The 19,975-nt window shown below is 69.2% G+C and carries 15 protein-coding genes; 3 read left to right on the top strand and 12 right to left on the bottom strand.

Going from position 1 to position 19,975, the window contains the following annotated elements; genetic code table 11:
• The first annotated feature begins 23 nt into the window (after window positions 1–23).
• On the top strand, window positions 24–1,016 hold the full coding sequence (locus H4W30_RS06935) for an aldo/keto reductase (protein WP_192742005.1): 993 nt from the start codon (window positions 24–26) through the stop codon (window positions 1,014–1,016).
• Window positions 1,017–1,564: 548 nt separating this feature from the next.
• Here the strand turns inward: H4W30_RS06935 and H4W30_RS06930 are convergent.
• The 4 genes from H4W30_RS06930 to H4W30_RS06915 are packed head-to-tail and all read right to left on the bottom strand — an operon-like array spanning window position 1,565 to window position 4,275.
• On the bottom strand, window positions 1,565–2,593 hold the full coding sequence (locus tag H4W30_RS06930; RefSeq protein ID WP_192742004.1) for a GNAT family N-acetyltransferase: 1,029 nt from the start codon (window positions 2,591–2,593) through the stop codon (window positions 1,565–1,567).
• Complete coding sequence (locus tag H4W30_RS06925; protein WP_192742003.1) at window positions 2,590–3,516, bottom strand: hypothetical protein; 927 nt, start codon at window positions 3,514–3,516, stop codon at window positions 2,590–2,592. Before H4W30_RS06925 ends, H4W30_RS06930 begins: the two co-directional genes overlap by 4 nt.
• Entirely contained in the window at window positions 3,504–4,124 is a 621-nt protein-coding gene (locus H4W30_RS06920) for a hypothetical protein (protein WP_192742002.1), read from the bottom strand. Before H4W30_RS06920 ends, H4W30_RS06925 begins: the two co-directional genes overlap by 13 nt.
• Window positions 4,108–4,275, bottom strand: coding sequence for a hypothetical protein (locus H4W30_RS06915; RefSeq protein WP_192742001.1), 168 nt, complete (start codon window positions 4,273–4,275; stop codon window positions 4,108–4,110). The genes H4W30_RS06920 and H4W30_RS06915 overlap by 17 nt, the downstream gene beginning before the upstream one ends.
• A 237-nt stretch (window positions 4,276–4,512) precedes the next feature.
• Between H4W30_RS06915 and H4W30_RS06910 the strand changes: the two genes are divergently transcribed.
• Complete coding sequence (locus H4W30_RS06910; protein ID WP_192742000.1) at window positions 4,513–7,611, top strand: AfsR/SARP family transcriptional regulator; 3,099 nt, start codon at window positions 4,513–4,515, stop codon at window positions 7,609–7,611.
• Window positions 7,612–7,621: 10 nt separating this feature from the next.
• On the opposite strand, the gene asnB is transcribed toward H4W30_RS06910, so the two are convergent.
• The 7 genes from asnB to H4W30_RS06875 all read right to left on the bottom strand — a co-directional run bounded on the left by asnB (window position 7,622) and on the right by H4W30_RS06875 (window position 17,247).
• Entirely contained in the window at window positions 7,622–9,364 is a 1,743-nt protein-coding gene (gene asnB, locus H4W30_RS06905; RefSeq protein ID WP_192741999.1) for an asparagine synthase (glutamine-hydrolyzing), read from the bottom strand.
• Between the two features lie 13 nt (window positions 9,365–9,377).
• Window positions 9,378–10,481 (bottom strand): DUF1611 domain-containing protein, encoded by a 1,104-nt coding sequence (locus tag H4W30_RS06900; protein ID WP_192741998.1) that lies wholly within the window; start codon window positions 10,479–10,481, stop codon window positions 9,378–9,380.
• Between the two features lie 9 nt (window positions 10,482–10,490).
• Entirely contained in the window at window positions 10,491–11,741 is a 1,251-nt protein-coding gene (locus H4W30_RS06895) for an MFS transporter (RefSeq protein ID WP_192741997.1), read from the bottom strand.
• Window positions 11,738–13,888 carry a prolyl oligopeptidase family serine peptidase gene (locus H4W30_RS06890; protein ID WP_192741996.1) on the bottom strand — a complete coding sequence of 717 codons (2,151 nt, stop codon included), beginning with the start codon at window positions 13,886–13,888 and terminating at the stop codon, window positions 11,738–11,740. The genes H4W30_RS06895 and H4W30_RS06890 overlap by 4 nt, the downstream gene beginning before the upstream one ends.
• Window positions 13,885–14,502 carry a hypothetical protein gene (locus tag H4W30_RS44480; protein ID WP_192741995.1) on the bottom strand — a complete coding sequence of 206 codons (618 nt, stop codon included), beginning with the start codon at window positions 14,500–14,502 and terminating at the stop codon, window positions 13,885–13,887. Before H4W30_RS44480 ends, H4W30_RS06890 begins: the two co-directional genes overlap by 4 nt.
• A 262-nt stretch (window positions 14,503–14,764) precedes the next feature.
• A complete protein-coding gene (gene pdxS, locus H4W30_RS06880) occupies window positions 14,765–15,679 on the bottom strand; it encodes a pyridoxal 5'-phosphate synthase lyase subunit PdxS (RefSeq protein WP_007034941.1) in 915 nt (304 codons plus the stop codon).
• Between the two features lie 149 nt (window positions 15,680–15,828).
• Window positions 15,829–17,247, bottom strand: coding sequence for an FAD-binding oxidoreductase (locus H4W30_RS06875; RefSeq protein WP_192741994.1), 1,419 nt, complete (start codon window positions 17,245–17,247; stop codon window positions 15,829–15,831).
• A gap of 161 nt (window positions 17,248–17,408) precedes the next feature.
• Between H4W30_RS06875 and H4W30_RS06870 the strand changes: the two genes are divergently transcribed.
• The gene (locus H4W30_RS06870; protein ID WP_192741993.1) at window positions 17,409–19,517 is read left to right on the top strand and encodes an elongation factor G-like protein EF-G2; all 2,109 of its coding nucleotides are present in this window, start codon (window positions 17,409–17,411) and stop codon (window positions 19,515–19,517) included.
• Here the strand turns inward: H4W30_RS06870 and H4W30_RS06865 are convergent.
• Window positions 19,511–19,972 (bottom strand): XdhC family protein, encoded by a 462-nt coding sequence (locus H4W30_RS06865; RefSeq protein WP_192741992.1) that lies wholly within the window; start codon window positions 19,970–19,972, stop codon window positions 19,511–19,513. The two genes, H4W30_RS06870 and H4W30_RS06865, sit on opposite strands and share 7 nt — an antisense overlap.
• Between the last annotated feature and the right edge of the window lie 3 nt (window positions 19,973–19,975).

Here is a 19,975-nt window from a genome sequence, read left to right as displayed (position 1 = left end):
GAAGACGGACAAGGACGGTTCGGATGGAGCAGAGGACATTCCGCAGGACCGGGCAACGGGCTTCGGTGATCGGCCTCGGGACCTGGCAATTGGGCGCGAACTGGGGTTCGGTGGACGAGGACGACGCGGTGGCGATCCTGCGGGCGGCCGCGGATTCCGGCATCACGTTCTTCGACACCGCGGACGTGTACGGAGACGGGCGCAGCGAGCGCCTGATCGGCCGGTTCCTGCGCGAATTCGACGGCAAGGGCGCTGAGGACCTCCTCGTGGCGACGAAGATGGGCAGGCGCGGACCGCAGGATCCCGCCGAGTTCACCTTGGACAACTTCCGGGCCTGGACAGACCGCTCACGGGCCAACCTCGGCGTGGACACGCTCGATCTCGTGCAGCTGCACTGTCCGCCGACACCGGTCTTCGGCACCGCCGCGGTTTACGACGCCCTGAACACGCTGGTCGACGAGAAGCGTGTCACCGCGTACGGCGTCAGCGTGGAACGGTGCGACGAGGCACTGGCCGCGATCGCCCAGCCTGCTGTCGCCAGTGTGCAGATCATCGTGAATCCCTTCCGCCGCAAGCCACTCGAACGCGTCCTGCCCGCCGCGCGGGCCGCGGGCGTCGGCATCATCGCCAGGGTTCCCCTGGCGTCGGGCCTGTTGTCCGGGAAGTTCCGTCACGATACGGCTTTCGCGCCCGACGACCACCGCACCTACAACCGGAACGGCGAGGCCTTCGACGTCGGTGAGACCTTCTCCGGCATCGACTACGCCACCGGTGTCGCGGCGGCACGGGAATTCGGTGAACTCGCATCGGAGCAGCGGACTCCGGCGCAGCTCGCACTGCGCTGGATCATCGACCAGCCCGGGGTGACATCGGTGATCCCGGGCGCCACGCGCGTCGAACAGGCGCGGGAGAACGCGGCCGCCGCCGGCTCGCCCCCGCTTTCCGCGGCGACGCTCAGCGCCGTCGAGGAGATCTACGACCGTCGGATTCGGGGGCAGCTTCACCATTTGTGGTGACCGGCGGCCGCGGTTCGCGTTCGGCCTGACCGTTCCTTCCACCGACGATCAGGCCGAACGCGCTATCCGCACTGCGAAACGGTACCTACGGGCGACGACCGGGACGCCCGGTCAAGCCGAAATCGCCTTACCCCGCCTATATCCGGCCAGAGTGACTCGGCCAGTCGACTTCCGAGGAGGTCGACCCCCCGGAACCCGGTGACCGGAATTCCACTGTTTCACCGTTCGATGTCGCGTCGGACGACTTTCGCACAGCCTTCTCCTACCTTTCTCAGGCTTGAACAAGAACAGGTGGAATGGTTTTTCCCTCGGCGCGATTCGCCGGGCGTTACCACCCAATTTCCCCAGTAGAGACCAGGTTCGGATTCGGGAATTTCCCGAAGGCGAGAACGTCCGGCGCAGCCGATTCCGGACGCGGCTTGGATCACCCCAGTGAACGTTCCGGCCTTCCAGAAAATTGTTACACGCACCACTACCAGGTGGAGACTCGTCTACTACTCTCGCTGGTCAGAGGTTCGCCCGGTCGGCCCGCGCCCGGTACGAACCTGTTACCGGCGTGGCGTCGCCAGCCGATTCTCCACGGCGGTGAGTTCCTGCTGGACGGCGACCAGGGAACGCAGGGCCGTGTAACCCATCTCGCGGTTGACGCGGATCATGTGCGCGTTCTCGGCGCCGGTCGTGGTGCCGATCCGCTCCAGTGCGGGACAATCGACGAGCAGCCACCGCATCATGTGCGCCTTGACGCACCGCCCCAAGCCCGCGCCGCGGTGCGCGGCGAGCACGGCCGTGTCGCGCTGGTATCCCCAGTCGGGACGCCGGGGATGGGTGCAGAGTTCGGTGAAGCCGGCGACCGTCCCGGACAGCTCGTGCAAGGCGACGACCACCCGCTGCACGAGCCCCTGTGCCCGCAGCTCCGCTTCCTTCTCCCGCACCCGTGGCACCGACCATTCCGGCCACCGGTAACCCGATTCCCCCAAGGGGGCGTCGTGGATCGCCCCTCGTGCCACGGCGTAGGAATCGACGACGCCGTCCGGGGCGGATCCCCGCCACCGCAGCAGCCGGTACCCGGCGGGCACGTCGACCTCCCACGACCTCCGGTCGACGTCGGCGATCACCAGCACCTGCCTGGTGATCACGCGTACCGGCCGGAACCCCAGCGCCTCGGCCCACCGCTGTCCCGCGGTGCCCGCGACCACTTCCCAGCACTCGACGACCCGGCGCGCCTGGATCCTCAGCTCCGGGAGCAGCGCACGCAACATCGCGACCCCGATCCCCTGGCGACGGTATGCGGGATGCACCCGCACGTCGGTCAGCCCGATATCGCTGTTCTCCTCGTCGAGGAAACACACCTGGGCGAACGCCACGACCTCCCCGCCGCGACGGCCCAGCCAGTACGCGACCGCGCCCGAACCCGGCATGGGCCTCTTCATCCGAGCGACCAGCTCCGCGAGTGGCAGTGGAGGTTCTCCGGGCCGGTCCACGACCTGACTGGCCAGCATCACCCGGTGGCAGACGACGAAGTCCGCTTCCGTGGCCAGAGACGGGTCGAACCGCTCGATCACCAGGCCGGTGGTCACCGGCCTCGGCCCGCCCCCGCCAGTTCGGGCGCGGGCGCCGCCACGCGCCCACCGCCTGACGAACACGCGGCGCAGAGCAGCAACGCGATCATCACCGTTCCGAAGCCCGGCAACCCCAGCAGCAGACCGATGGCGACGTGCAGGGCGATCCCGCACCCGACCGCCGGCTTCCGCCCTTTGCCGCCTGCCAGGATCGCGACGGCGATCAGGTACTGGAGCGCGACCACGCCCCAGGTCGACGTCGCGATGAGCCCGCTCGAAGCGAGCAACGGGCCCAGGAAATCGCGGATCGGCAGCGGGAAGCCGAATTGCGCGTCGAAGGCCACCATGTACAGGGCGTCACCCCGCGACCACGCCGGGTCCAGCATCTTGTGGGTGGCCGCCGTCAGGTAGATCAGCGACAGCTGGCCGCGAAGACACCACAGGGCGGCGAACGAACCGCCTCGCCACCGCATGGGCAGCGGAGCCACGGGGGCGCTCCAGTGCCAGGTCCGGCCGTCCCCGAGGCAGATGGGGACGAACAGCATCGCTCCGATCGCGGCCGCTCGGTCGCCCCCGTTGGCCAACGGCATGCTGACCGCGAGGCTGAAGGTGACGTACCAGTGGGGAAGGCAGGTCCAGCGAGGCCGGTAACCCGACAGCACGACCAGTAGCGTGGCGATCGCCAAGAGCCTGGGGAGCACCTGCCCCGTCTCCGTTTCGGCGGCCAGGCACCACAACGAGGCCGAACGGATGCCACCACAGCGCAGTCCCTGCGGTGCGTCGGGCGAAGCCACGAACAGCGTGGTATCCGCATTGAAGAGCAGAACGCTCAAGGTCGCCGCGGCGAGGAGGCTTCGCCCCATCGCGAAGGCCCGCCCCCGCGGTTCGTGCCGCTCGATCGCCGTACCGAGTCTGCGCCGGATGCCGGTCAGCCGCTGCATCGCAGATCCACCGAAGCGACTCGGTAGGCCGCCCAGGGCCCGTCGCGCCGGGATCCGGCTTCCGAGGACGACGCGCGCTCGATGGCGAGCACGGCGCGGCCGCAGAGGGTCGGTGACTTCAAGGGGTTTTCCGTCCGGTAGAGCAAAGCCGGGTCCGGTACCTTCTCACAGCGCATCTCGCCTCCCTGGCCGCATTCCTGCCAGTACCGATCCGGGATCCGGTCGGCGATCTGCCGTGCCTCGGTCGTGTACACGTCGTGTTCGCGGTTGAGTCCGCCGAGCCGCTCGCCCCAGACCTCTCGTTCGTGCAGGCGGACGAGCCGGCCATCGTGCCCGGCGCGATAGGGCACGACCGAGCTCTTGTCCAAGCCGATGAAGAAGACCCATTCCTGCGGCCACAACACGCGATACGCGTCCAGGCGGTCCCGGAGTCCCCCGGATATCCCGAAAAGGTCGGCTTGCGCGAGACACGCGAGGACGAAGCCGAGCCCCAGCACCAACGAAGTGAGCACGAAACCCCGGAAGCCTTGCTCCGGATCCTCGCCTTCGCTGATGCCGTGAGCGCCGGCTCGACCTGCCTCCGAATCGGTGCTAGCCGCGGTCGGCATCTGAGACGTTGTCCCAGTTCACCCCGGAGAACGGCTCCTGTTCAACCACGCTGTTCTGCGAGCGCGGTTTCCGGTCGTACATCTCGTCGGACGGTGTACCGATCGCGACCGCGATGGCGAGCGTCGCGGCGACGCAACCTAACCCGAGCATGACTGTCCGCATCACTATCCCCCAGTTCAATGGTATAAACCACCGCGATGCACTATTCCAGGCGATGGTGGTTCATAGACACCACCGAGATTAGCCGCGGTGGCTACCTTGGAGCTACCGGTTCGCTACTCTTGAGAGGATCTTGGACTCAGTGGCAGGTCGCACCCCTGCCGGAGCCTCTTGCCGGGTACGGCGGTGAACGGTTCGCGGTGCAGCGACCAGCGCGAGAGGGGAGCCGTGGAGCTGCGGATCTTGGGGCCGATCGAATTGTGGGCGGCCGGTCGTCCGATCGGAATTCCGGGCACCAGGCAGCAGAAGCTGCTCGCGCTCCTGGTACTCAGCGCCAATCAGGTGATCCCCGACGGGCAGTTGATCGGTGATCTGTGGGAAGACCCGCCCCAGTCGGCACGGCAGCAGGTCCACAACGCAGTCGGCAGTCTCCGCCGGACGCTGGAAGCCCTGGGCGAAGAGGTCCGCATAACCAGGACGGACCTGGGATACCGCCTGGACGTTCCGCCGAATGTCGTAGACGCTTACCGCTTTTCCGACACGGCGCGGCAGGCGAGGGCGGCGGGGTCCGCCGGACGGATCCCCGAGGCGATCGAACTTTTCGAGGCAGCGCTCCGTCTTTGGCGGGGTCACGCACTGGCCGGGCTCGAAGGGGACACGATCACCAGTGCGGCCGCCAACCTCGACGAGCAACGTCTTTCCGCCATCGAGGACCTGATATCCCATCGCCTGCGGGCAGGTGAAGCCGCGTCGCTGGTCGCCGAACTGCGTCAGCTGGTCGCCGACCACCCACTCAGGGAGTCACTGCGGAGCCTCCTCATGCAAGCGCTTCACCTCAGTTCCCGGCAGGCGGACGCGCTCGCCGTCTATGACGAGGGAAGGCGGATTCTCGCCGGAGACCTCGGCATCGACCCTGGTCCAGACCTCCGCAGGCTCCATGCGGTGATCTTGAGCGGCGACGCCGATCCCGACGACGTCGTGCCGGGCCGTACGCCGCCCGACGACGGCTTACCTCCTTCGGGTGACTCACCACCTTCGCCCGCCCTGAGCGGACCGGCCCGCCGGTTCTACCTTCCCCATGACATCGGGGACTTCTCCGGCCGCTCCGCCGAACTGGCCCACTTGCTTTCCACGACGAGGGACACCTCGCCCACCGCCTTGGTGATCTCCGCCATCGACGGGATGGGCGGCGTCGGCAAGACGACCTTGGCCGTACATCTCGCGCACCAGATCGCCGAGCACTATCCGGACGGCCAGTACTTCGTCGACCTCCACGGATTCAGCCCCGGACTGGAACCCGTCGCGCCGGAACAAGCGCTCGACACCCTCCTTCGCGGCAGCGGTGTGCCCCCCGAACTCGTTCCTCCCCAGCTCGAGGCCCGTAGCGCGCTGTGGCGGTCGCAAATGGCCGGGCAGCGAGCACTTCTGGTGCTCGACAACGCGATCGACGCCGACCACGTGCGTCCGCTCCTGCCGGGCACGGCCGGCGTGCTCGTGCTCGTGACGAGCCGTCGCAAACTCACCACGCTCGACGGCGCCGTTCCGATGTCCTTGGACGTGCTCACCCGTGACGACGCCATCGCCCTGTTCGAACAGGTCGCCGGCAGGGACGGCCGCGATGACGCCGACGAGGTGGCCACCGTCGCCGAGCTGTGCGGCAGGCTGCCGCTCGCGATCCGCATCGCGGCCGCGAGATTGCGCAGCAGACCACACTGGACGATCGCGGATCTCACGGACCGGCTGCAGGACCAGAGCCAGCGCGCGCGATTCCTGGCGGCCGACGACCGCAGCGTGATCTCCGTGCTGCGTCTGTCGTACCGGTATCTCCGGCCGGAACAACAGCTTGTCTTTCGTTTGCTCGGGGCACATCCGGGGATCGACTTCGATGCCTACCTCGTCGCGGCGATCTCCGGCCTGTCCCACGGTCAGGCCGAGTACATCCTGGAATCACTGTTCGACGACAACCTGGTCAAGCAGCGGTCGAGCAAGCGTTTCTACTTCCACGACCTGGTGAAGGACTGCGCACGCCAGATACTCGGAGAGCTCGAAGACGGCAACGAGCACCAACTCGCGCTGGAACGTCTGCTCGACTATTACCTGCATTGTGCGGCCACCTGGTGCGAATATCTGGACAGCGGTGCCGGCGGCGCCGCTGTCCAGGTCAAGCACCCGCCCCGGCACGTCAAACGAGTCAGCTCGTCCGACGAGGCCGTCGATGCCCTGAATCTCGAATACAGCAACCTGCTTTCGGTCGCCAAGTACGCGGCGGAGAACAACTGGCTCAGGCACGCGTGGCAGATCCCCTGCGTGATACAGCCGCTCATGAAGCTGCGCAACAACTACGGAGGTTCCGCCTTTTCGCTGTTCCAAGGTGCCTTGCGCGCGGCACGCGGATTGCGGGACAGCCAAGGGGAATCCACCTGCCTGCAGGGGCTGGCGGCGATCTGCCGCGAGCGCAAGTCCCCCAATCAGGCCAAGGACTACATCGAGCAGGCCCTGAAGATCAGCCGCGACCTCGGCGACCGGAGGGCGGAGGCCGAGCAGCTGGTCGAACTGGGCAACCTGCATCTGGACGAAGACCGGCTATGGGAAGGCCGGGACGCCTTCGTCTCCGCCGAACAACTGATCTCCTTCACCCCGAAGACCTTCGTCCGCGCCGCGATAGCGAACAACCTCGGGGTCATCTATCGCGATCTGGGACAGTTCGATCTCGCCTTGCGGTATCTCAACCGGGCCATCGGCATCCTCGCCGACGACAGCCATCCGCGACGAAGAGCCTTGACCTCCTGGTGTATCGCGGCGGTGCTCCACTACCGGGGTGAGCACCGGCAAGCGATCGAGCTCTTCGGGAAAGTCCTCGAAGCGAGCACTAACGGCAGGTTCGAACACGGCCGGGCGGTGGCGATGCTCGGCTTCGCCGAAGCACACCGATCGCTGGGAGGCCTGAGCGAATCCATCGAATACGGCCGGGCCGCGCTGTCCTTGTCCAGGAAATTCGACCTGTGGAAGGTCGAATGCGAGGCGTTGAACGTGCTCGGCGAGGCGAATCTCGCGCTGAACGACATCGACCAGGCTCGGCAGGTGTTCGACCACGCGCGGGAGCAGGCCGTCCTCTACGGGTCCAAGCGCTACGAGGCGAGAGCTTTGGAAGGGCTCGCGCACGTGGCGTTGCTTCAACGGGAGATCACCACCGCGAAGGAGCGCTGGGAGCAGGCGATCGAGCTGTACCCGGACGGCATGGTCGACGCCGGGTTCGCTCGCGCGCACCTTGAGTCGCTCCGGCTCGACACGCGCTGTTTTCGCTGCAGCGGCGCCCGCACGAGGTGACCGGCGAGGGTCAGCCGAAGCGCCGCGGGTCCACCCCTTCGACATGGATCCGGTGCCACACCGCGAAACAGACCAAGACCCACAGGCGGCGCCAGTCGAAGTCGTCCCCTCGCCGGTAGTCCCGGAGCATGGTCAGCGCGGTCTCCCGATGGAGGTACTCACCGATCTCCGCTTCGGTGAGGACGGCCTCGGCGAAGTCGTAGAGCTCGTCGCGGAGCCAGAACCGGATCGGCACCGGGAAGCCCAGCTTGGGCCGCCTGGCCACCTCGGGCGGAACGAGGTCCGCGACCGCCTCGCGCAGCGCGGACTTCGTCGTGTCCGGACTGATCTTCTCGCTGTACGCCAAGGTCTCCGCGGCGGCCAGTACCTCGCGGTCGAGGAAGGGCACACGCAGTTCGAGCCCGTGGGCCATCGTCATGCGGTCGGCCTTGGTCAGGATGTCGCCGGGGAGCCAGAGTGCGAGATCGACCGACTGGCGCAGGGTCACCGGGTCCCATCCCGCCTTCCGCGCCCGTTCCCGCAGCGGTGCCGCCAGTTCGTCGGCCGAGCCGCCGGTCAAGGGGGTGACGAGCGACAGCTCCGACGGCTCGTAGACCAGATCCGCTCCCAGGTATCCCTCTCCGGTGCCGCGATAGACGTGATAGCCGCCGAACAACTCGTCGGCGCCTTCGCCGGAGAGCACCACCTTGACCTGTTTGCGTGCTTCCCTTGCCAGGAACCACAACGCGACGGCCGCCGCGTCGGCGAACGGTTCGTCGAACTGCGCCAGGATCTCCGGCAGACGCGTGGCGAACTCCTCCGCGCCGATGAAGTACGGATTGGACTTCACCCCGAGCGCGTCCGCGGTGGCCACGGCGTGCTCGATCTCGCTGTAACCCTCGCGGCCGAAGCCCACTGTGAACGTCTGCAAAGAACTGTCGTGCGTCGCGGCCAGCGCGCAGACGACCGCCGAATCGACGCCGCCGGAGAGGAAAGAACCGACCGGGACGTCACTGCGCAGATGCGCGGCCACGGAGTCCTCGAGCGCCTCGCGGATCCGCCGTCCCGTGTCCGGCCGGGCCGCGGCCGCCGGGCGGAACACGTGCGAGTGATACCGCCGCACCCGTAGCTCACCGTCGGGTCCGTAGGACAACTGGTGACCCGGCGGGAGCACCCTGATCCGGGGCGACATCGTTCCCGGGCCGGGAACATACTGCAGCGAAAGGAAACGGCGGACCGAATCGGGGTCGACCGGGCCATGCGCGCCGGGCCGGACGAGTGCCTTCTTCTCCGAGGCGAACCGCAACGACGTGCCGTCCATGCGGTAGTAGAACGGCTTGATCCCGAACGGGTCCCGCGCGGCGAACAGCGTGCGTTCCTCGGCGTCCCAGACCGCGAACGCGAACATCCCCCGCACTCGGTCCAGGCAGGCGGGCCCGTACAGAGCGAACAGTTCGAGCAGAACCTCGCTGTCACTGGAGGATCTGAGTTCCACCCCCTTGGCCTTCAGTTCCGCGGCGAGCCGGGGGGCGTTGTAGATTTCGCCGTTGTAGACCATCCGGTAGCGGCCATCGGCGGACATCATCGGCTGGTGCCCCGCCTCCGACGGATCGACGATCGCGAGCCGCCGGAATCCCAGCGCCACGCCTTCGCCGGTGTAGCGGCCCTCATCGTCCGGGCCGCGGTGGGCGAGCAGACCGGTGGCCTCCCGGACCCAGTCCACCTCGGCCTCCTCCAGCGGCGTCGCGCCGGTCACCCCGCAGAAACCACACATTTCCCCTCCAGCGTCAGGAAACCGAACCGACCAGACCAGGCAGGACGACGGGCAGCAAGGCGTCGACGCCGTACCGCAGCACGTCCGTCGCGGGCAGGCCGGTCTCGTCCGTCAACCGCCTCAAGGCCGCACGGGCTTCGCCGTCGTCGAGTCCCGCGGTGACCACCGACAGTCCGGCCACCCGGGGGGCCCGCTCCGGATCGGCCCACCTGGCCGCTTGTTCGTTGATCTCGATGGCCCGTCGCATCGAGGGCAACGCGACCCCTGGCAGCAGGCCGAGCCCGGTACGCCGCAGGTCGTGGCACAGCACCATCGCGTCCGGCCGCGTGCCGTGCAACAGCCCGAGCGTGACGGCGGAGTAGCGAGGGTGGTTGAGCGCGCCCTGGCCTTCCACCAGGACGACGTCGTGCTCCTGCGTGGCGTGGAACACGACGTCCTCGACCGTGCTGTTGAGGAAGTCGGAGATCAGGCCGTCGACGGCGACGCCGCCACCGGAGATCATCATCCCGACCTGACCGGTGGCCAGGAACGAGGCGTCCGTCCCGCCTTCGCGCAGTGCCCGCTCCAGTTCGAGCATCGTCGTCATCTTGCCGCTGGAGCAGTCGGTGCCGACCGCGAGCACGGTGCGGCTGCCGGGCCGGTGGTCACGGAAGTGCAGGACCGGCCTGCCCTCGGCGTCGAACGGGGTGAGGTATTTCTCGGCAGGCGGCTTGCGCAGGTCATGGATCTTCGCCCCGGTGCGCCGGGCGACGGCGCTGAGCTCCGGGTCGTCGGAGATCAGGAAGTGCAGGCCGCTGACGACGTCCACCCCGGCCTCCAGCGCGACCCGGACCTGGTCCCGCCAATACGACTGCAGTGCCGCTCCGACCGGCTCGTCGGCCAGCAGCACCGCGTCGGGACGGTGCGCGTCGAGCGCCGCCCGCACGTCCGGTACCACCGGGATACCCAGCTCTCCGGGGAAACCGGCGACGGTGGCCGCTTCCTTACCCGCGGTGGTCCGATCGATGACCGCGACGACCCGGTCGGAGCGATACCGCAGAATCGCGACCAGGGTCTTTGACGGCTCGGGGACGATCTCGTCGTCGGCGAGCACGGCGATACGGCCCAGCTTGTCCATTTCGGCTCCTCATCCGGTTCCGGCGGGCACCGGCTGGTGCACGCCCCGCCCGCCGCGGCCGGCGATGCGGCGCGCGGCGAGACCCACGATCACGAAACCGGCACCGATCCCGGCCCAGCCCCAGAACCCGAAGGACAGGGCGACGGTGGTGCACAGGATCGGCCCGGCCAGCACTCCGATACCCGAGGTCATCTCGAACACGCCCTGGTACTGGCCGTGCGCGCCGGCGTCGGCCAGGTCGTAGCTCAGCGTCCAACTGCTCGCCGAGGTCCACATCTCACCGAAGGTCAGTACCACCGCTCCGGCCACCAGTACGGCGACGGTCCACAGCCCGCCGGTCCCCCCGGCCAGCCCGAACAGCACGCAGCCGACGGCGAGGGCGGCCCCGCCGGCACACAGGACGCGGGCCGCGCCGCCGACGGTGGCCGCTCCCCTCGAAGCCCGCACCTGCAGGGTGATCACCAAAGCCGTGTTCACGAACAGCAGCGCCGCGACGACCGGCTTCGGCGCGTCGGTATGCGAGACCACCCACAGCGGCAGGCCCACGGTGAGCACGCTGTCGCGGATCTCCATCAGCCCGCAAAGCAGGCCGACGGCGACGTACCGGCGGTCACGGATGGCCCGCCACGCCGTCCTGGCCCGGCGTGGGACGGTCACCGGCGCACCGGGGACCGCGCGAAGGAGCAGGGCGCCGACGGTGATCACGGCGGCGTTGAGGAAGATCACCACCAGGTAGGCGGCCCTCGTGTCCAGATAGAGCGGGATCGCCGCGGCGGCCGTTCCCAGTGAGAATCCGATGTTCTGCACGGATCGCTGGTACGCGCGGAATTTCGTACGGGCATCGACCAGCTGGCCGATCAGGGCGTTCTCGCCTATTTGACGCCCCGTGCGCAAGGCCGCCACCAGCAGATGCACCAGGACGAAGCCGAGGAGGTCGAAGACGAGCGCGTAGGCGGCCACCGCCCCGGCCAACGACAGCCCGAGGCGGAACGCGACGGCCCGCGCCCCGGTACGGTCCACGATCGGCCCGATCACCACCGCCAGCGCCATCGACGTCAGCGCCGCGGCGCTCTGCACCGCCCCGACCGCACCGGGGGCCAGCCCGACGATATGGACGAAGAACACCGCGTTACAGGCCATCGCGGCACCCTGGCCGACCGACTGGGCGAGCGTCGCGCCGAGCAGGTACCCGCCGCCGGAGGCGGTCAGCTCGTCCCGGAGCGCGGCCAACCGAGCGGGAAGCCCCCGCCCCTTCGTCACGCTGTCGTTCCCTGGACCCGGTCGTCCACCCCCGCCGCCATTCCCCTGGTAGCGGACTCGACCACGAAGGCGGTGATCTCCGCGGCCGCGCGGGCCACTTGCGCGGGCCCGGACGGCCCGTGGTGGCCTCCGTCGCCCAGTTCGGTGCGCAGCAGGATCGTGTTCCCGTGGGTGTCCGCCTGCCGCAACGCCGCCGTCCACCGCGCGGGCTCGTGCACCAGCACCCGGGGATCGTTGGCGTACGCGGTCACCAGCAGCGGCGGACGCGGCAGATCGGAAACGTTCTCGTAGGCGACGTACTCACGCATGCTCCGGTAGATGGCCGGATCCCGTGGATCGCCCCACTCCTCCCACTCGTTCACCGTGAGGGGGAGCTTCTCGTCCAGCATGGCGTTGAGCAGGTCGCACGCGGGCGCCTCGGCGACGACACCCGCCCATTTGCCCGGTGTGTCGGTGTAGGCCTGCCCGACCGCCACACCGCCGGCGCAACTGCCGTGGGCGACGACCCCGCCGGCATGGGCCCAGCCGGTCGCGACCAGATGGTCACGGGCCGCGGCCAGGTCGCGGAACGACTGGGGCGTCGCCAGCATGCTCCCGTCGAACCAGCCGCACCGGCCCAGCTCCCCCCCACCGCGGACGTGCGCGATCGCGTAGACGAAGCCTCGGTCCAGCAGACTGAGCACTTCCTGGGAGAAAACCGGTTCCCATGGCCGCTCGTAGGCGCCGTAACAGAAGACGACCGCGGGGTTGCCGCCATCCGGCCGCACGTCGGCCCGGTGGGCGATCGTGACCGGTATCGCGGTGCCGTCCGCCGACTCCGCGAACAGCTTCCGGGTGCGGTAGTCGCCGGGGTCGAACCCCGCGACGGCGACCTCGTCGAGCGCGTCGCAGGCGCCGGTGCGCAGGGAGAGACGCCAGTAGCGCGGAGGCCCGGACAACGTGTGCTCGGTCAGCACGATGTCGTCGGCCTCGTACGTGGTCCGCTGGTCCATCTGGACCCGGAGCGCGTCCCTCCTGCCTTCGAAGATCAGACAGCCGCCGGGGCTGGCCGGCGTGACATCGCGGGTGGCGCCGTCGGGACCGAGCAAGGTGAACACCGTGGTCCCCCGCCGGTGCCCGCTGAGCAGCAGTCCGGCGGCGAACACGTCGAGCCGCTGCCAGGCCGTGTCCGCCCGGCGTTCGAGGATTTCCCGCCATTGCTGGGTTTCCAGCTCGGCGAGCGGGAGCCCGACCAGCCGCCGCTCTTCGCGGCCTTCCGCGACGAGTGCGACCAGCCGGTCCTCCCTGGTCGTCCGCTGGTGGTCGGCGAAGTACACCCGGCCGTGCCGCCGCGGCATGACCGGCCGTGGCGTGGCGGTGAAATCGTCCGTGGGGAGCAGGAGTTCTTCGGTCGTGGTCCGGCTCTGGTTGGTGATGACGAGCCAGTCATGGGTGCGCGTGGTGCGGACGGTCGTGGTGAAGTGCTCGTCCTCCTCGTTCCACAGGACGGCGTCGGGTACGCCGGGGTCCGCGGTGAGGTCGTGTGCCAGTACCCGGTACGGCCGCATGGCGGCGTCGTGGACCACGTAGACGAACGTCGACGAGGACGCGTCCCAGGCGCCGGTGTAGTACGTCTCCTGCCTGGTGCGCGGCAGATCGGTGCCGGTGGCCAGATCCCGGAACCGGAGCTCGTAGGACTCGTAGCCGACGTGATCGACCGAGTAAGCCAGCCAGCGGCCGTCCGGGCTGGGCTCGAAGAGGCCGATACGGGTGAAGTCGTGGCCCTTGGCGAGGTCACCGAGGTCCAGCACCACTTCTGGCTCCCCGTCCTCGCTCAGCTCTCTGCGCACGTAGCGGGTGTAGCGCCCGCCCTCGTCCGCGAGCCGGGTGGAGTACTCGTGATCACCCAGCCGCCAGCTGAAAGGCCGCTCGCCGACCTTGCGCCTGCCCGCTCCCGCGACCAGTTCGTCGATGAGCGGACCGATCTCCCGCGCGTAACCGTCGAAGTACTCGCGTTCGCGCACCAGGTATTCCCGCAGGCGGGGATCGGCGTGGTCCCGCATCCACCCGAAGGCGTCGACGACCGTCTCGCCGTGCAGGGTCCGTTCGGTCGGCTGCACCGGGGCGGACGGGGGAAGTGGGACCGATTCGGGACGAGTGGTCTTCACAGTGCCTCCTTGGCAGCCGGATCCGCGATGATGTCCAGGCCGAACCGGCGCCACCACGAGGTCTCCCCCCGTGCGCCGCGGCGGCTGAACGAGATGTGGACGTGGTCGGTGTGCGGGTGCGGCCCGGTGTACGGGCGCCACCCCTGGGCGGCCGCGTAGGCGCCCCAGATCCGGGAATCCCAGATCAGGTACATGATCCCGAACCGGCGGGCGGCCGCGAACGCGTTGCCGTGCCGGTCGGTGGCCAGCAGCCACGACAGCAGTTCCTCCGCCTGCTCGCCCTGGGTGTCACGGCAGACCTTCCAGTCCCATGCCCGGCCCTCCTTGTGCTCGCTGCGTCCCGGAACGTGCGCGGGCCGGAGGATGCCGAGGCTGCCGGTGTCCGGAAAAGCCCGGAGCACCAGCTCCCGGAAGGCGACCACACCTGGCTGGGCCACCGGCGAGATGCCGGTCTGCGGCTCGTGGACGGCGGGATCGTCGATGCCCGGCCCGAACTCGCGGAGCGCCGCGACAAGGCCCTCGACGGCGCCGGGACGCCAACCCGTCGGGGAACGGAGGATTTCCGTGGTTTCTTCTTCGGTGGCGCGCGAGCTGAGAGATCGAGAAGTGATCACGTAGCACTTCCAATGCGGCCGTGACAACGAACGGTGCCAGCATGGCAACCTTTGGCAAGTCTGTCAACAGAAGTCTCGCGCTGCCACCATTACTTCTGGCAAGTCCTGCTCCGTCACCGGCCTTGATCCCGTGCCTGCTTGACCCAAGGGGTTGGCAACCCGCCCTGGTCCGCTCGCTGAACGGTCCCCTTTCCTGATGTCCACATGAAACGGCCCGGCGCTCATCGGTGAGCGCCGGGCCGTGTCCGAAGTCGAGTCGGCGTTACCAGCCGCGCTCGGAAAGGCGGTGCGGCTCGGGCACGTCGTCGACGTTGATGCCGACCATCGCCTCGCCGAGACCGCGCGAAACCTTCGCGATGACGTCCGGGTCGTCGTGGAACGTGGTGGCCTTGACGATCGCCTCGGCGCGCTGCGCCGGGTTGCCGGACTTGAAGATGCCGGATCCGACGAACACGCCTTCGGCACCGAGCTGCATCATCATCGCGGCGTCGGCCGGGGTCGCGATACCGCCGGCGGTGAACAGCACGACGGGAAGCTTGCCCTTCTCCGCGACCTCCTTGACGAGGTCGTACGGGGCCTGGAGTTCCTTCGCCGCAACGTAAAGCTCGTCCTCGGGGAGCGAGGAAAGGCGGCGCAGCTCCGCGCGGATCTTGCGCATGTGCGTGGTCGCGTTCGAGACGTCGCCGGTGCCGGCCTCGCCCTTGGAGCGGATCATCGCCGCGCCCTCGTTGATCCGGCGCAGCGCCTCGCCGAGGTTGGTCGCACCACAGACGAAGGGCACGGTGAAGGCCCACTTGTCGATGTGGTTCTCGTAGTCGGCCGGGGTCAGCACCTCGGACTCGTCGATGTAGTCGACGCCGAGCGACTGGAGCAGCTGGGCCTCGACGAAGTGGCCGATGCGGGCCTTCGCCATGACGGGGATCGAAACGGCCTCGATGATGCCGTCGATCAGGTCCGGGTCGCTCATCCGGGCGACGCCGCCCTGCGCGCGGATGTCCGCGGGGACCCGCTCGAGCGCCATCACCGCGACCGCGCCGGCGTCCTCGGCGATCTTCGCCTGTTCGGCGGTGACCACGTCCATGATCACACCGCCCTTGAGCATCTCCGCCATCCCGCGCTTGACCCGGGCGGTGCCGGTGAGCGAGGTGGTGGCCGTGTTCGTGGAGTCGTCAGACACTGCTGGACCTTTCGGAAAGCGCGCGAGGTGGGGTGACGCCTCCGAGGGTAGGCCGCTTTTGGACCTCTGAAGCAGGCCAGTTCGCGGCGATTTCAGCAGTCCACTGGGTGATCTGGCCCGCATCCAGAGGACCAAATGCGCAAGGGGAGCTAGCGGGCCAGGCCCTGTTCGAAGGCGAAGAGGCCATCCGGGTCGTACTTCCGCGCCACCCGGCGCAGCCGCGGGAGGCTGTCGCCGTAGTACGCCTTCGCCCACTCGGGCATCTCCGGGTCGATGTAGTTGACGTACCCGGCCTGCCCGTATTCGCGGCCGAGCTCGTCACGGACCCGGCCGATCACCTGGCGCGCGTACGCCTCGCCACCGTCCAGGCCACGGATGATCTGGACACTGCCCAGCGCGGAACGGTGCGGGAAACACGACTGGCTCGACGACACCCGCGCGATCGCCCCGCCGTACGCGTCCACGATCGTGTACAGCTGCGGATCGCTGCTCAGCAACGCCGCGAGCGCGTCGGGATCGGGCACCGGATGGGTCAGCATCCGCGAAGTGGCCACGTACTCACCTCGCTGCGCGACCGCGGCGGGGAACTCGGCTTCCTTGGCGAAGGTCCGCATCGAGGCCAGGTGGTCCTGCTCGGTCACCTTGCGTTCGGTCGGCTGAACGCCGACGCGGCGGACCAGATCGTCCAGCAACGGGTTCACCTGAGCGGCGGAGCCCACGAAGCAGCCGCCACAGTTCACGGCCGTCGCGCCGAGCCCCATCCCTGCCCATAGTTCGTCCGGCATCGCGGGCTGCCACTCCTGCCAGGCCGCGACCAATGCGGCCAGCGCGGCCGGTGGGAAGACCAGGCTGAAGTTCGCCAGCGTCCTGGCCGCCGCCGTCCGGAAGGTGAACGACGTGACGACGCCGAAGTTGCCCCCGCCACCGCCGCGCAACGCCCACAGCAGGTCCGGCGCCGTCTCCTCCGACACCAGGCGCGCCTTCCCGTCCGCGCCGACAAAGCGCACGGACTCGACGTTGTCGCAGGTCAGGCCGTACTTCCGGCCCAGGACCCCGATCCCGCCGCCGAGGGTCAGCCCGGCGATACCGACCTCTGGACAACTGCCGGCGGGTAGCGCGCGGCCCGCCGCGGCCAAGGCTTCGTACACGTGGCGGAGCCGCGCGCCCGCCCCGATCTCTGCCCGGCCTCCGGGCAGGATCCGGACCGCGTTCAGCCGCGACAGGTCAACGACGAGCCCTTTGTCCACAATGGAATAACCTGCGTAACTGTGTCCGCCGGAGCGGGCCGCGATCGGAATCCGCTGCCTGGCCGCGAAATCGACGCAGTGCCGGACGTCGTCCTCGGTCGCGCAGACCGCGACACCGGCGGGCCGCCGATGGTCGTAGAGGCTGAAGAACCCGAGCCTCACTTCGTCGTAGCCGGGTTCGCCGGGCCGGAACAGCTCACCCGTCAGCCGGGCGCGCAACCGTTCCCACGGACCACCGACCCCGGGGAACGCCGCGGGCGCCGCCGCGAGCACCGGAACCGCGCCTGCCAGCCGCAAAACCGTCCGTCTGTCGAGCTCCATCGCTCATCCCCCACCGTCGGATCCGCCTCCGGGTGTCCGCCATCGAGCATAACGGCGTGTCGACATTCGGGGGGTCCCTCGCCGGTCGCCTTGCCGCGACGCCCGTCGCGGGTGTGTGATCGAGGACACACCTGTTCGCGGCGTCGCGTGAGGAGACCGGCATGGCCGACAAACAGAGCAAGAACGGAGACTCCGGGGCCGCCGTCGCTGTGGACGACCCGGCGAAAGTCCGCAACGTCGTCCTGGTCGGCCCGTCGGGATCAGGCAAGACGACGCTCGCCGAAGCGCTGCTCGCCGCCTCCGGCACGGTGACACGGGCGGGCTCGGTCGTCGAGGGCACCACGGTCTGCGACCACGATCCCGCCGCGATCCGGCAGCAGCGGTCGGTCGGCCTTTCGGTCGCCCCGGTGCTGCATCAGGGCCACAAGATCAACCTCATCGACACTCCCGGATACGCCGATTTCGTCGGCGAACTGCGGGCCGGGCTCCGCGCCGCCGACGCGGCGTTGTTCGTGGTCTGCGCGGCGGAAGGCGTCGACGCGGCCACGATCGCGGTCTGGGAGGAATGCGCCGCCGTCGGCATGCCGAGGGCGGTGATCGTCTCCCGGCTCGACCATCACCGCGCCGACCCCGAAGGCGAGATCGCGGCCTGTCAGGAGGCTTTCGGCGCCGGAGTCCTGCCGCTGTACCTGCCCGCGCGCGACGGGCTCGTCGGGCTCATCACGCGCCGCTACTTCGACTATTCGAACGGCTTCCCACCTCAGGTCGGCGAGCCGGACGAGGCCGATCTCGCGCGGATGACCGAGGCCCGCAACGAACTCATCGAAGGGGTCATCGCCGAGAGCGAGGACGAGTCCCTGATGGACCGGTACCTCGCCGGCGAGGAGATCGCCGAGGACACGCTGATCGCCGACCTCGAGACCGCCGTCGCCCGCGGGTCCTTCCATCCGGTGATCCCGGTGTGTTCGACGACCGGGGTGGGTCTCGCCGAAGTCCTCGACGGGATCGTGCGCGCCTTCCCCTCACCACTGGAGCACGTGCCGCCGGAGGTCACCTCCCCCACCGGCGAACCGCACGCCGGGCTCCGTGCCGATCCCGACGGCCCGCTGGCGGCCGAGGTGGTCCGGACCGCTGTCGACTCCTACGTCGGCAGGGTGTCCCTGGTGCGGGTCTTCTCCGGGACGCTCCGCCCCGAACGGCCGGTGCACGTCTCGGGCCACGGCCTCGCCGAGCGGGGCCACGAGGATCACGACGCCGACGAACGGGTCGCGCATCTGTACTCGCCGCTCGGGGCGAACCTGCGCGAAGTCCCGTACTGCGTCGCGGGCGACCTCTGCGCGCTCACCAAGGTCGGCTCGGCGGAGACGGGCGACACCGTCTCCTCGCCCGAAGACCCGCTGATCATGAAGCCGTGGGCGATGCCGGAACCACTGCTGCCGGTCGCCGTCGTCGCGAAGACGCGCAGCGACGAAGACACCTTGGCGCGCAACCTTTCCCGGCTCGTCGCGGGCGATCCGACACTCCGGCTGGACCGCAACGCCGAGACCAACCAGCTCGTGCTGTGGTGCATGGGCGAGGCCCACGCCGACGTCGTGCTGTCACGGCTGCGCGCGGGAGGCGCCGACGTGGACACCGAGCCCGTCCGCATCAGCCTGCGGTCGACCTTCGCCGGGCCGGGCCGCGGGCACGGACGGCATGTCAAGCAGTCCGGCGGGCACGGCCAGTTCGCCGTCTGCGACATCGAGGTCCAGCCACTACCGAGGGGGGCGGGCTTCGAGTTCGTGGACAAGGTCGTCGGCGGCTCGGTGCCGCACCAGTTCATCCCGAGCGTCGAGAAGGGGGTCCGGGCGCAGGCACAGCGCGGGATCGTCGACGGCCATCCGCTGATCGACATCCGGGTGACCCTCGTCGACGGCAAGGCGCACAGCGTCGACTCGTCGGACGCCGCGTTCCAGACGGCGGGAGCGCTGGCGCTGAAGGAGGCCGCCGCGGCGGGCAAGATCGCGCTGCTCGAACCGCTCGAAGAGGTGGCGGTGCGGCTTCCGGACGAGCACCTGGGCACCGTGCTGGGTGATCTCTCGTCCCGGCGTGGCCGCGTGCTCGGCACCGAATCGGGTGAAGGCGGCCGCACGGTCATCCGCGCCGAGGTCCCCGCGGTCGAGCTCCTGCGCTACGCGATCGACCTGCGTTCGCTGACTTCGGGAACGGCGACTTTCACCCGCAGGCACGCCAGGTTCGAGCCGATGCCGGAAGGGGCGGTGGCCTACTGAAACTCGAAACCGCCCGGTCGCCCGTTCCGGTCGGCCAGCAGACCGGCCAGGGTAGCGACGGCGATCTCGGGCGGCGTGCGTGAGCCGATGTTCAACCCGACCGGGCGATGGACCCGCGCGATTTCGCGATCGGGGACGTCCAGCGCCTTGAGCGCGGCGACGTGCGGGCCGGCATGGCGCGGATTGCCCAGCACGCCGACCCACCGCGCCGGACGCTCCAGCACGGCCTTGAGGACCTCGCCGAGCTCCGGCCGGTCGTGATCGGTGACGACGACGTCGGCGTCCGGGCCGAGATCCGGCACCGTCGTGAGGGCGTCCAAACCGTCCTCGACGTCGGTCACCCGTGCGCCGTCCGGCTCGAACAGCACCGTCTTGTAGCCGAGATCGTTGCCGTAGCGCAGGAGGAACGACGCCACGGGCGTCGCGAACACCGCCACCAGCAGCCGCTCGCTCATGGG

This window comes from Amycolatopsis roodepoortensis, from assembly GCF_014873915.1.
Lineage (GTDB): Bacteria > Actinomycetota > Actinomycetes > Mycobacteriales > Pseudonocardiaceae > Amycolatopsis > Amycolatopsis roodepoortensis.
This window is presented reverse-complemented; position numbering and strand designations above follow the sequence as displayed.